Source organism: Undibacterium cyanobacteriorum, from assembly GCF_031326225.1.
Lineage (GTDB): Bacteria > Pseudomonadota > Gammaproteobacteria > Burkholderiales > Burkholderiaceae_D > Undibacterium > Undibacterium cyanobacteriorum.
Genome location: NZ_CP133720.1, coordinates 2,200,412 through 2,213,129, shown reverse-complemented (window position 1 = coordinate 2,213,129; position 12,718 = coordinate 2,200,412). Strand labels below are relative to the sequence as shown.

The window sequence follows — 12,718 nt, the reverse complement described above, 5'->3', positions numbered from 1 at the left end:
ATCGCTTCGCTGCTAGTCCAGTACGAGTAATGCTTTAAGCAACGAGAGATCAACCATACTTCATTCGACGCAACAGACGAATCGGCACATCATGCTAGTCAAGGCGACGCACTTATTTGTTATCAATGACGCGCATCACAGCATCGGCAGCTAACTGCGCCGTGTCACGCAAAAGACTATGGTGCATGTCGGTAAAGCGCGTCTGCAAACGGGTGCGTAAACTGTCATCCGTCAACTGCTTCCATAAGGCATCTGCCATGGCCTCTGGGCTTGCTGCATGCTGCAAAAACTCAGGCACCACAAACTCTTCCGCCATAATATTCGGCAAGCCTACCCAAGGTTGATACCCCATGTGCTTCAAGACGTGCCAAGAGGCGGCCATCATCTTGTAGGCGATCACCATCGGTTTCTTGAACAAAGCGACTTCTAAAGAAGCGGTACCGGAAGCAACCAACACCGCATCCGCTGCGGCGATCGCGGTGTGTGACTTTCCATCCATCAGCAAGACCGGCACATCTTCTAATTCAGCGCGTAACACGAGCTCAATGTAATACGCTCTTTGCTTAGCACCCGCCATCGGCACCAGGATCTGCAGATGCGGATCGCGCTTGAGCAAGAGTTTTGCGGTTTGAATGAAGGCTTCCGTGTTGTACTTCAGTTCCGACATGCGGCTGCCCGGCATCACGGTCAAAACACGAGCATCAGGCTCAAGCCCTAGCTCTTCACGGGCCGCTGCCACATCCGGTTCCAGTGGAATGACTTGTGCTAAAGGGTGTCCCACATAGGTCGCAGGAATACCTGCTTGGCGGTAAATCTCTTCCTCAAATGGGAAGATCAACAGCATATGCGACACTGCTTCTGCGATCTTTTTGATGCGACCACCACGCCACGCCCAAATCGACGGGCTGATGTAATGCATGGTTGGAATGCCTGCCTGCTTTAATTGAATTTCGAGATCGAGATTAAAATCGGGCGCGTCGACACCGATAAACACCTCAGGTCGCTCAACGAGCAATTGCTGCATGAGCTTTTTGCGAATCCCCGAGATCTCACGATAATGCAGCAGAACTTCGAACAGGCCTCGCACCGATAATTTTTCCATCGGAAAATCGCTAACGAAGCCATGCTCCATCATGCGAGGACCACCAATGCCATGCATCAATGATTGCGGCAATTGGGGGCGCAGGCCTGAGAGGAGTCGCGCCGCCAGCATATCTCCCGAGGTTTCCCCCGCCACCATGGATACGATAGGTCGCGTCACCTTAGCCTCGGACATTCAATTACCGTACGATACCGCGTGTCGAAGTATCTAAGAAACTGCGCATCAATTGAATGTGCTGCGCAATATCTTCTGGTGCCTCAGCGATTTCTTGATCGAGCGCCTGCTTCGCCTCATCCAAAGTCAAGCCTGACTTGTAGAGCGTTTTGTAGGCTTGGCGAATCGCGGAGATTTGCTCACGTGAGAAGCCACGGCGTTTCAAACCTTCAATATTGATACCGTGCGCAGCCGCAGGATTACCATTCAAAATTACAAATGGCGGCACGTCTTGCGTCAAGCTGGTCGACATACCGACCATCGCGTGCGCGCCAATTTTGCAGAACTGATGGACGTTGGAGAAACCACCTAAAATCACCCAATCACCAATATGCACATGTCCCGCCAAGGCTGCGTTGTTCGCAAAAATAGTGCGGTTGCCGACGTGGCAATCGTGCGCGATGTGCACATAGGCCATGATCCAGTTATCGCTACCAATACGTGTAATGCCGCCATCTTGTACCGTTCCAAGATTGAAGGTACAGAACTCACGCACGACATTACGATCACCAATTTCCAGTAAGGTTGGTTCGCCTGCGTATTTCTTATCCTGCGGCGCCGCCCCAATCGATGAAAATTGGAAGAACTGATTATCTTTGCCAATCGTCGTATGACCTTCAATCACCACATGTGGACCAATCTTCGTGCCGGAGTCGATACGAACGTTTGGTCCAATAATCGAATAAGCACCGACTTCAACACTGGAATCGAGCTGGGCTTTTGGATCAACAATTGCGGTGGAATGAATGCTCATATTACGCTCCTGCAGGCGTTTCACTAGCAGCTACAGCTGACTTTGCTTCGTCGTTGGTGGTACGCAATGTGCACATCAATTCAGCTTCGACAGCGAGTTGTCCATCCACCGTTGCAATTGCTTTGTACTTCCAAATACCGCGAGCAATACGCAAGATTTCAACTTCCATTTTCAATTGATCGCCAGGACCTACTGGGCGCTTGAAACGAACGGCATCGATACCTGCGAAATACACGATAGTGTTTTCGTCGGGTTTCTGGCCCATGGTCAAGAAAGACAAAATCGCTGCGGTTTGTGCCATCGCCTCCACCATCAAAACACCTGGCATCACTGGCTTGTTTGGAAAGTGACCGTTGAAGAATTCTTCGTTTGCAGTCACGTTCTTAATTGCGGTAATGGTCTTACCACTTTCCCAAGTTAAGACGCGATCAACCAACAACATTGGATAACGATGTGGCAGGTATTGTTTAATTTGGTTGATATCCAAACTCTTGTTGATGGTTTCCATATGTTTCTCTACTTTTTATCGATGAATAAATAATTCTTTTTGAAGTTAATACTTTTTGAGGTCGCAGCCAGCCCAGCTTACTCTATCGAAGGCAATTCAGTACCGCCCTGCTCTTTAACCAATTTTTCAAGCTGCTTCAACTTGTCGCGCATCGAGCCAAGATTACGCACAATGACTGCTGTCTTTTCCCAATCGGCATTCTTTGCCAAAGGATAGAAACCCGTGTATTGACCCGGTTCCAAAATCGAGCGCGATACCATACTTCCCGAGGAGATATGCACGTTATCGGCGATCGTCAAATGTCCCAACACCATCGCTGCACCACCGAAGGTACAGTTCTTGCCGATCTTGGCACTACCAGCAACGCCAACACAGCCCGCCATCGCGGTGTTTTCGCCGATATGGCAGTTATGACCAATTTGAATTTGGTTATCGAGAATGACACCATTCTCAATGATGGTGTCGGCCAAAGCGCCGCGGTCAATCGTCGTATTCGCTCCAATTTCGACATCGTTGCCGATCACGACACGACCCGTTTGTGGAATCTTGAGCCACTTTCCTTTTTCATTGGCGAAACCGAAGCCATCAGCACCAATCACTGCTCCAGCGTGAATCACACAACGATCACCAATGACGCAATCATGATAAATACTGACATTCGCATGGATGCGTGTTTGATCGCCAATCGTGACACGCTTACCAACGGAAACACCTGCGCCAATCACAACATGTTCACCGATGATTGCTCCGGCTTCGATCGAAGCTTGTGCTCCGATCACGGCAGTCGCGGCGACGCTGGCATCTGGGCTCACCCAAGCACTGGGATGAATTCCAGGGAGATCTCGATCGGCATTCAGGGCGTAAAAATACTGGGCTAATTTAGCAAAATACACGTAAGGATTGGCGCTGATAATCCTGACGCCAGCATAGGTCTCACCAATCGCTTGATGATCAGCCTCAGACAAAATCAAAGCGACCGCTTTGCTGGCAGTCGCTTGAGAACGAAACTTCGGATTAGAAAGGAAAGTAATGTGGTTTTCGCTGGCATCACTGAGAGGTGCGATACCGATCACCTCTACATTGGAATCCCCCAACAATTGACCACCAAACCGCTCGACCACTTCCCCTAGTCGAATTGCTGTGGATGTCATTTTATTTGGTTTTATTTGGCTAATGCCTTTAAGACTTTATCTGTAATGTCGATGCGCGGGTTAAAAAACACAGCGTCTTGCACCACTAAATCGATTTTTTCAGCTTCGGCAATTTGACGCACAACTTTTTGTGCGCGCTCCGCCAGAATATTGATTTCTTCTTGCTTACGTTGTCCGAGATCTTCACTAAAAATGCGTTGCTTACGATTGAAATCTTGATCCATTTCGCTGATTTCACGTTGACGACGAGTTCTATCCAACTCATTCATCGTTGGTGCTTCTTTTTCAAACTTACGCACCGCCGCACGCAATTGCTCATTTAACTCGTCTAAATCTTTTTCACGTTTCGAGAACTCTTGCTTAATCTTCGCAGTTGCCACTTTTGCTGGCAAAGACTCGTTTAAGACCCTTTGCCCATCAAAGAACGCAACACGAATGTCTTGCGCTTGTGCCATTGAGGCGCACATCAAGCTCAAGACCAAAAAATAGAAATAATGCAGTCGTCGCGCTATGTAAAAAGTTTGGCTCAAATTAATCTCCAAATCACTGAATACCGATAACCCGTTGATTCGTATTGTAATCGTAAATTGCTGCAAATCGAAGCCCCAACGCGCTTAGAAACCCGTACCCATTGTAAACTGGAAGCCTTGGCGACGATCAGTCGGCTTAGCATTTAGAGGCTTACCAAAACTCAACTTCAATGGTCCCATTGGCGAAATCCAGCTAATACCCATACCAACGGAAGCGCGCATATCCTGAACACGCACTTTCTGGCCTTCATCAAAAACGTTACCAGCATCAAGGAAAGCAAACCAACGCAAAGACTTGTCCGCACCTGGGAATGGAACTTGCAACTCTAAGTTACCGAAGACACGTGTGGAACCACCCAAAGTATCTCCGTTAGGATCTTTCGTACCCAAGGAACCCGGTTCAAAACCACGTACAGAGCCAATACCACCGGCGTAGAAGTTCTTAAACAAAGGATAAGCCTTGCCACCCATACCGTGTCCGTAGTCAATTTCGCCGTTAGCCGCAACGATCATAGAACGATAGATTGGTTTGTAATACTCGTGTTTATAGATCGCACGATAGTATTTGAAGTTACCAATCGGTGAAATTTCCAAGTTAAAACGCTGGTACCGTCCAATCGATGGTGTTAAAACATTATCGCGACTATCTCGCTGCCACGCCATCGTGAGCGGATAGGAGTTGTTCGATGCTGTACCCACGCCCCAGAATGGATCCGCAGGATCTTTGACGACATCTTTGCCACCGTAATCGGCCACATATTTCAAATAGCGATACGGGCTTTGACCATAGTACGTATCAATCTTGGAACGTTCTAAGCCGACACCAAAAAAGACGGTGTCAAACTCAGAGAACGGAATACCGTAACGAATACTGCCGCCATCCGACTGAATACGATAGTAACCAATCGCCCCAATTGGAGGCAAAGAGGTACGCACATACAGATCAATACCGCGACTGATACCATCGTCGGTCACGTACGGATCAACGTGAGACAAGGCGATGGTACGGTTATAGTGACTGGTATTGATGTCGATACCGACAGTATCACCACTACCAAATGCATTAGTTTGTTGAATCGAGCCAGTGATCGTGACACGTTCCGCACTCGAATAGCCCGCACCAATCATAATGTTACCGGTTGGGCGTTCAGTCACTGTCAAGTTAACGTCGACCTGATCAGTGCTGGTTGGCACTTCAGGCGTATCGACCGTTACTTCCTTGAAGAAGCCTAGGAACTCAACGCGATCGCGTGATGTTTTAATTTTCTGACCGTCGTACCAAGAACTTTCAAACTGACGGAATTCACGACGGATGACTTCGTCACGAGTACGCGTATTACCAGCCAAATTGATGCGGCGAACATACACGCGCTTCCCTGGATCGACGAAGAAAGTAAATGCAACTTCTTTCTTTTCAGGATCAGACATAGGGTTCGCGTTCACATTCGCAAATGCGTATCCAAAGTTACCAAGACGCTCAGTAATGCGTTTGGTACTGTCCGTCATTTTCGCAGCGTTAAACAACTCGCCCTTCTTGAGCGTGATCAAAGAAGCTAACTCTTCTTCACGCCCGAAGGTATCGCCTTCAATGCGCACGTCAGAGACTGTATATTTTGGACCTTCATCAATATTGATTGTGATGTAGATCTGCTTCTTGTCCGGTGTAATAGAGATCTGAGTCGAGGCGATTTGCATTTCCAAATAGCCGCGATTTTGGTAGAAAGAACGGATCGATTCCAAATCGCCAGAGAGCTTTTGTTTCGAATATTGATCTGCTTTGCTATACCAACTGAACCAGGTGGTGGTACTGAGAGTCAAAACATCTTTCAACTCTGCGTCGGAAAAAGACTTATTGCCAATGATATTAATCGCACCAATGCGCGCGATATCACCCTCTTCAACATTGAACGTCACATTCACGCGATTGCGTTCAATCGGGGTGATCGTGGTGTTGATGGTCATCCCGTACAGACCTTTGGACAGGTATTGTTTCTTCAATTCCTGCTCCGCACGATCAACAGTAGCCTTGTCAAAAATACGTGTTTCACCAACACCAATATCTTTCAAAGCCTTGATCAATGCGTCTTTTTCAAATTCTTTAGTACCAACAAAATCGACTGTCGAAATAGTTGGGCGCTCATCCAACAAGACAATCAAAACGCCGTCTTCAACTTCAATTTGAACATCTTTGAAGAACCCTGTTGCGTACAAAGCTTTGATGGTGGCCGTACTCTTCGCATCATCAAAGGTTTCACCTACGCGCACTGGCAAATAGCTAAAGACCGTCCCAGCTTCAGTACGCTGTAAACCTTCCACGCGAATATCCTTCACTACGAACGGTTCGATCGCAGCGGCATGACTAGAACACAGGGCAAGAGCAGCAAGTGCAAAGAGGTGGCGAGGATAGGCTGGCAACGTCAAATTCTCAAATTTTAATTTCATTGGGGCTTAATCAATCTCAATATTTCAAAGCGATTACCGAAGCACAGTAAAAGCCATTGGCAAAATTCCATCAAATAACGAGCTATTATGACAGCTTTCCTAGTACATCATTAACTAAGGCTATCGCCATCAAAAACATCAACACGACGAATCCGCCACGCTGTGCAATCTCAAGGTATTTCGCTGGAATTGCCCTACCAGATAAAACTTCCAGCGAATAATACAACAAATGCCCTCCATCTAACATAGGAATTGGCAGTAAATTCATTACTCCAAGGCTAATACTGATGGCCGCGACAAAAGCAAGAAAATATTCCAAACCCTGTTTAGCAGCTTTATCGGCGTAGCTGGCAATGGTGATTGGCCCCGTAATATTCTTCAGCGAAGCCTCGCCAATCACGATTTTCCCCAGCATTTTCAGAGTGAGCGCACTATATTCCCATGTTCGCTGGTTCGCCATTTGCAGGGATTCAAAAAATCCATGGGATACTTTAACGCTCTCTAGAGTACCGTCAGGCAAGACTTGAATGCGGCTTATCGCCTTGCCATTGACCATTTCCACTTTTGGTCGGACCGTCGTTGCCATCATCTGGCCATTGCGTTCATAGCTGATTGAAACATCTTGCTCGGGCAATGCGACCACAGTCTCAATCAGATCCTGTGCGTCACGAATGGCTTTTGAGCCTACCGCTGTAATTACATCGCCAGCCTTGATGCCGGCCTGTGCGGCGCGCCCATCGGCTGGCACCTCCTTCAGTTTTGCGGGCGGCAAGAAAGGATCGATGCCCAACTTGCTCATAAAATTGGATTCGAAGTCTTCTTTCTTGGCCCCTTTAAAGGACAAGGTCACTTCTTGATGAGAGGTCGATGGCATCGAATAACCAGATATCATCGGATCTGGGCGTTCAACTTTGAGACGCAAAGCCTGACCATCCATTCCTGCCCTCAGAATCGCCCAACGCAATTCTGAGAAAGATTGAATTGGCTTGTCATCGGCAGCGACCACGCGATCTCCATGCCGCAGCCCCGTTTGATAGGCAAACGAATTGTGATCAGACACGCGAATCTTGCTGCTGGGCTCAGAAATGCCGTACATCAACAAGCAGGTGAATAAGAAAATCGCGAGGATGAAGTTAGCCATTGGCCCAGCGACGACAATCGCCATTCGCTTCCACACGTTTTGGCGGGTGAATTCGCCCGCCAAATCTTGCTCAGAAAGGCGCGTTGTATCTGCTTCTCTCGCATCCAACATTTTCACGTAGCCGCCAAGCGGAATACGACTGATCGACCACTCGGTTCCCGTCTTTGGCGAAGTGTAAGTCCACAAAGGCTTGCCAAGGCCAAAGGAGAATCGCAAGACCTTCACGCCACAAAGCCGAGCCACCCAAAAATGGCCAAGTTCATGAAAGATGACCAAGGGGCCAATCGACAGCAGAAAAAACAGCGGAATCGTAAGAAAATCTTGCATCTGTAGCTTAAGTCCTCAAACTGTACTTCTATCAATCAAACAATTCGACCAGCAAAAATTTGGGGTCGTAAGACCGTGCCGACCACAGACTTATTTATTGACTCCATTGCGACAAAATCGAGATGGCGATTTGTCGCGCTTTCCCATCGCTTGCTAATATAGCGTCGAGACTATCAACCGCCTCGTTACCAACAGCGTTCATGGTTTCTTCGATCAGATTTTCTATCCTTCTAAACCCTAATCTTCCACCTAAGAAAGCCTCCACCGCAATTTCATTCGCTGCATTCAAGATGGTTGGGGCCGAGCCGCCCGCTCGCAAAGCTTCGTAAGCCAAACGCAAACATGGAAAACGTGCGAAATCTGGCTTCTCAAAATGTAATTGAGCAAATTTAGTCAAATCTAAAGCTTCCACACCTGAATCAATACGTTCTGGAAAGGCCAATCCGTAGGCAATAGGCGTTCGCATATCAGGGTTACCTAATTGCGCCATGACCGAGCCATCGACATATGAGACCATCGAATGCACCACACTTTGGGGATGAATCAAAACATCGATCTTGTCTGCTGGTGCACCAAACAACCAATGCGCCTCAATGACTTCCAAACCTTTATTCATCATGGTCGCGGAATCCACCGATATCTTGCGTCCCATCACCCAATTCGGATGGGCAACAGCCTGCTCTGGCGTGACGGCATCGAGCGTATCGAGAGCACGCTTTAAAAATGGCCCACCTGACGCAGTCAAAATAATCTTGGCGATGCCACCATGTTCGAGCTTGCGTCCATAACCACCTGGCAAACATTGGAAGATGGCATTGTGTTCGCTATCGATCGGCAATAAAGCCGACCCACTGCGGGCAATCGCATCCATGAAGAGCCGGCCGGACATCACCAAGGATTCTTTGTTGGCGAGCAGCACGCGTTTACCAGCCTTTGCAGCCGCCAAAGAGGCTGGCAGGCCCGCCGCACCGACAATCGCCGCCATCACGGTGTCGCATTCATTCGCGCTCGCAACGTCGCACAAGGCTTGCGGTCCGTACAAGACCACCGTCGCCAAGCCCGCATCACGCAATCGCGTTTGCAACTGAGCAGCTAAGTCCGCGGTTGAAAGCACCGCATACTGAGGACAAAAACGCTGGCACTGCTCAAACAGCTTATCAATCTGTTGATGCGCTGTGAGTGCAAAAATCTGATACAGATCAGGATGGCGCGCTACCACATCTAGGGTGGATACCCCGATCGATCCAGTGGCGCCAAGGACAGTAATTCTTTGTGCGGGCATGTTGGTTTTATCAGATGAGTGGAATTGCGATCACAAGGCCCACATTGCGCTCAGCAAAGCTGCCACTGGCATCACAGGAATCAAAGCATCGATACGGTCTAGCACACCACCATGACCAGGAAGCAAATTACTGCTGTCTTTAAATCCCACGCGACGCTTGAGCAAAGACTCAAACAGATCGCCAACCACACTCGCTGCCGCGATTGCAGTAAGCACAATCGTCATCGTCAGCATGCCACGGTGACTGAAGATTTTCGCTGGCAGTGTCTCCGCTAAAACGGGCGTATAGGCACACACGAAACCGAATACATTGACCAAGATCGCACCACCAATGGCACCTTCCCATGATTTACCCGGAGAGATACTTGGCGCGAGCTTACGTTTACCAAAAGCCTTCCCACAGAAATAGGCTCCAATATCAGCAACCCACACCAATGCCATGGCAGAGAGCAAAAGAACGTTAGACTTGGCAAATAACACATTCATCGCGACGAAGCAGCCAAATATCGAGACTGCATAAACGCCACTAATCAGACTACTGCCAAAGCCGCCGACTGGTGGTAGCCCAAACCGCAGGGCTGGCATCAAGCCAAACAACCAAAAAATTGTGCACAGCGTGAACAAAGTTGGTACTGAAAACGGCGCGGAAAAAAGTGAGACGTAAGCAAATACAGCTGCCCATGCAACACCGATGATAATCGCACCGGGCTTATGAAACAGACGCTGCGTTTCCCACATGGCAGCCCCTAAAAAAAGACTCGCAGCGAGAGTAAATGCAATCGCATTGCCGGAGAAAAGTATAGGCAACAACACCGCAAGTAGAACAATTGCAGTGATCACGCGTGTTTTCAACATATACATCCTTATTCGAGGAAGCTGACAGGCTTAGTTGGGAAACTAAGCCGATTCGTTGGCTTGTTGACTGACTTGTTCGCTGGTCCGCCCAAAACGGCGTTCACGCGACTGGTAAGAGAGAATCGCCTTATCGAGAGCCGCGCCATCAAAGTCTGGCCAATAGGTCTCTGTGAAATAGAGCTCGGTGTAAGCCAATTGCCACAGCAAGAAATTTGAAATACGGGTCTCACCACCAGTACGTATAAACAAATCCGGTTCTGGTGCGTAAGCCATCGATAATTTGGAGGCTAGCTCTTGCTCGGTCAGTTCTGCTCCGGCGCGACCTTCTGCGATCAATTGATTGGCCGCCTGCACCACATCCCAGCGTCCACCATAATTCGCACAGACGGTGACTGTAAGACCTGTATTATTCTCAGTCTTGGCCATCGCCGCGCTGATAGCGTCTTGCAAAGCTGGCTCGAAGCGAGTCAAATCACCGACAATCTTCAAGCGAATATTATTGTCGTGCATCTTGCGCACTTCCTTCTCCAAGGCAGTGACAAATAAACGCATCAACAGTGAAACTTCGTCAGCAGGACGGCGCCAATTCTCAGAACTGAAGGCGAACAAAGTGAGGTACTTAATGCCACGCTTGATGCAGGCCTCGACGATGCCACGGACAGCATCGACACCTTTCACATGGCCTGCAACGCGCGGCAAAAAGCGTTTAGTGGCCCAACGTCCGTTGCCATCCATGATGATAGCAACGTGATTTGGCACAAGTCCGGTGTTAGGGACTTCTTGCGTTGAGCTAGTGTGCTTCATGAAACTCCAATCTCAAGAAAACGAATTCGCTTTAAACCGTCAGCACTTCTTTTTCTTTTTCAGCGAGGAGCTTATCGACTTCCGCCACAAATTTGTCAGTCAACTTTTGCACGTCATCCTGAGCGCGGCGATCATCATCTTCAGAAATTTCTTTGTCTTTCAAAAGCTTCTTCAAAGCTTCATTAGCGTCACGACGAATATTGCGTACGGCAATTTTCGCGTCTTCGCCTTCGTTTTTTACCAACTTCACCATTTCCTTGCGACGCTCTTCCGTCAATGGCGGCGTTGGCACACGAATCATATCGCCATGAGTAGCAGGGTTAAGACCAAGATCAGAATCGCGAATCGCTTTCTCGATCACTGCCAACATTTTCTTTTCCCAAGGCTGCACACCAATTGTACGAGCATCGATCAAAGTCAAATTAGCGACCTGTGAAATTTGCGTTGGAGAGCCGTAATAGTCCACCGTTACTTGATCCAAAATACCAACGTGTGCACGGCCAGTACGCACTTTTGCCAAATTAGATTTCAAAGTTTCAATCGACTTTTGCATACGCTGGTCGGCGCTGCTTTTGATACTCGCTACTGTCATCATAGACTCCTGAACAAAGAGAAGGAGGAGCATTCTAGGCTCCTCCTCAAATTCATTAAGATGCGACGCCGTGCCTCAATGGGAAACTTGCGTCGAAACCGCGCATTATACGTGGACTAAGGTACCTTCGTCTCCACCTAAAATGAGATTTTTCAAAGCACCCGGTTTTACTATCGAGAAAACCTTAATTGGTAACTTTTGATCACGACACAATGCGAATGCAGTCGCGTCCATCACTTGTAGGTGACGTGAAATGGCCTCATCAAAAGAAATCGTGGAATAGCGCGTTGCACTTGGGTCTTTCTTCGGATCGGCCGTGTAGACGCCATCAACTTTGGTCGCTTTCAAGACTAATTCAGCACCAATCTCCGAACCGCGCAAAGCGGCCGCAGTATCCGTTGTAAAGAAGGGATTGCCAGTACCCGCTGCGAAAATCACAACCTTACCCTCTTCCAAATACTGCAAGGCTTTCGGGCGCACATAAGGCTCGACCACTTGCTCAATACCGATCGCCGACATCACGCGCGCCGTGATACCCACCTGACGCATAGCATCACCCAAAGCGAGCGAATTCATCACCGTCGCTAACATACCCATGTAATCAGCGGTTGCACGATCCATACCCTGCGCACCAGGTGCCACGCCACGGAAAATATTACCACCACCAATAACAATTGCCAGCTCAACACCCATGCGTGAAACTTCAGCGACATCGGCCACCATACGTTCAATTGTGGCGCGATTAATGCCAAATGCATCATCGCCCATCAATGCTTCACCAGAGAGTTTTAGTAATACACGTTTATATGCTGGTTTAGTCACGATATGGCCTCCTCGGGTTGAAAAAGAAATTATTGCAAAAACTCTTGTTAATCGGCCACACAGGGCACATCAAAAGCTCTTACAACAATTACTTAGCTACTGTCTTTCATCTCACTACAATCACTTTGTAGCGCATCATCACGATTAGTTGTGCACGCGCTTAAAAAAACGGGCCTTGCGGCCCGTTTTCATCAT

Annotated in this window: 12 protein-coding genes; all 12 read right to left on the bottom strand. The window is 48.4% G+C overall.

The window, feature by feature from the left end:
• Nucleotides 1-112 precede the first annotated feature (112 nt).
• The gene (gene lpxB / locus RF679_RS09240; RefSeq protein WP_309483915.1) at nt 113-1,276 is read right to left on the bottom strand and encodes a lipid-A-disaccharide synthase; all 1,164 of its coding nucleotides are present in this window, start codon (nt 1,274-1,276) and stop codon (nt 113-115) included.
• A 4-nt stretch (nt 1,277-1,280) separates the two neighbouring features.
• Nucleotides 1,281-2,069, bottom strand: coding sequence for an acyl-ACP--UDP-N-acetylglucosamine O-acyltransferase (gene lpxA / locus RF679_RS09235; protein WP_309483914.1), 789 nt, complete (start codon nt 2,067-2,069; stop codon nt 1,281-1,283).
• 1 nt (nt 2,070) lies between these two features.
• Entirely contained in the window at nt 2,071-2,577 is a 507-nt protein-coding gene (gene fabZ / locus RF679_RS09230; RefSeq protein ID WP_309483913.1) for a 3-hydroxyacyl-ACP dehydratase FabZ, read from the bottom strand.
• A 77-nt stretch (nt 2,578-2,654) separates the two neighbouring features.
• Nucleotides 2,655-3,728, bottom strand: coding sequence for a UDP-3-O-(3-hydroxymyristoyl)glucosamine N-acyltransferase (lpxD, locus tag RF679_RS09225; protein ID WP_309483912.1), 1,074 nt, complete (start codon nt 3,726-3,728; stop codon nt 2,655-2,657).
• 11 nt (nt 3,729-3,739) lie between these two features.
• On the bottom strand, nt 3,740-4,258 hold the full coding sequence (locus tag RF679_RS09220; RefSeq protein WP_309483911.1) for an OmpH/Skp family outer membrane protein: 519 nt from the start codon (nt 4,256-4,258) through the stop codon (nt 3,740-3,742).
• Between the two features lie 84 nt (nt 4,259-4,342).
• Entirely contained in the window at nt 4,343-6,700 is a 2,358-nt protein-coding gene (gene bamA, locus RF679_RS09215; protein ID WP_309483910.1) for an outer membrane protein assembly factor BamA, read from the bottom strand.
• An 85-nt stretch (nt 6,701-6,785) separates the two neighbouring features.
• Entirely contained in the window at nt 6,786-8,168 is a 1,383-nt protein-coding gene (rseP, locus tag RF679_RS09210; protein ID WP_309483909.1) for an RIP metalloprotease RseP, read from the bottom strand.
• A gap of 94 nt (nt 8,169-8,262) precedes the next feature.
• Nucleotides 8,263-9,450: a 1-deoxy-D-xylulose-5-phosphate reductoisomerase gene (ispC, locus tag RF679_RS09205; protein ID WP_309483908.1), complete on the bottom strand. Its 1,188-nt coding sequence runs from the start codon at nt 9,448-9,450 to the stop codon at nt 8,263-8,265.
• A 30-nt stretch (nt 9,451-9,480) separates the two neighbouring features.
• On the bottom strand, nt 9,481-10,305 hold the full coding sequence (locus RF679_RS09200) for a phosphatidate cytidylyltransferase (RefSeq protein ID WP_309483907.1): 825 nt from the start codon (nt 10,303-10,305) through the stop codon (nt 9,481-9,483).
• Nucleotides 10,306-10,347: 42 nt separating this feature from the next.
• Nucleotides 10,348-11,109 carry a polyprenyl diphosphate synthase gene (gene uppS, locus RF679_RS09195; protein WP_309483906.1) on the bottom strand — a complete coding sequence of 254 codons (762 nt, stop codon included), beginning with the start codon at nt 11,107-11,109 and terminating at the stop codon, nt 10,348-10,350.
• A 31-nt stretch (nt 11,110-11,140) separates the two neighbouring features.
• Complete coding sequence (gene frr, locus RF679_RS09190) at nt 11,141-11,701, bottom strand: ribosome recycling factor (protein WP_309483995.1); 561 nt, start codon at nt 11,699-11,701, stop codon at nt 11,141-11,143.
• A gap of 105 nt (nt 11,702-11,806) precedes the next feature.
• Complete coding sequence (pyrH, locus tag RF679_RS09185; RefSeq protein ID WP_309483905.1) at nt 11,807-12,523, bottom strand: UMP kinase; 717 nt, start codon at nt 12,521-12,523, stop codon at nt 11,807-11,809.
• Between the last annotated feature and the right edge of the window lie 195 nt (nt 12,524-12,718).

Bases quoted from the DNA above. Each gene is read 5' to 3' on its own strand.
- lpxB (WP_309483915.1), bottom strand. From the start codon at position 1,276: ATGTCCGAGGCTAAGGTGACGCGACCTATCGTATCCATGGTGGCGGGG.
- lpxA (WP_309483914.1), bottom strand. From the start codon at position 2,069: ATGAGCATTCATTCCACCGCAATTGTTGATCCAAAAGCCCAGCTCGAT.
- fabZ (WP_309483913.1), bottom strand. From the start codon at position 2,577: ATGGAAACCATCAACAAGAGTTTGGATATCAACCAAATTAAACAATAC.
- lpxD (WP_309483912.1), bottom strand. From the start codon at position 3,728: ATGACATCCACAGCAATTCGACTAGGGGAAGTGGTCGAGCGGTTTGGT.
- bamA (WP_309483910.1), bottom strand. From the start codon at position 6,700: ATGAAATTAAAATTTGAGAATTTGACGTTGCCAGCCTATCCTCGCCAC.
- rseP (WP_309483909.1), bottom strand. From the start codon at position 8,168: ATGCAAGATTTTCTTACGATTCCGCTGTTTTTTCTGCTGTCGATTGGC.
- ispC (WP_309483908.1), bottom strand. From the start codon at position 9,450: ATGCCCGCACAAAGAATTACTGTCCTTGGCGCCACTGGATCGATCGGG.
- RF679_RS09200 (WP_309483907.1), bottom strand. From the start codon at position 10,305: ATGTTGAAAACACGCGTGATCACTGCAATTGTTCTACTTGCGGTGTTG.
- uppS (WP_309483906.1), bottom strand. From the start codon at position 11,109: ATGAAGCACACTAGCTCAACGCAAGAAGTCCCTAACACCGGACTTGTG.
- frr (WP_309483995.1), bottom strand. From the start codon at position 11,701: ATGACAGTAGCGAGTATCAAAAGCAGCGCCGACCAGCGTATGCAAAAG.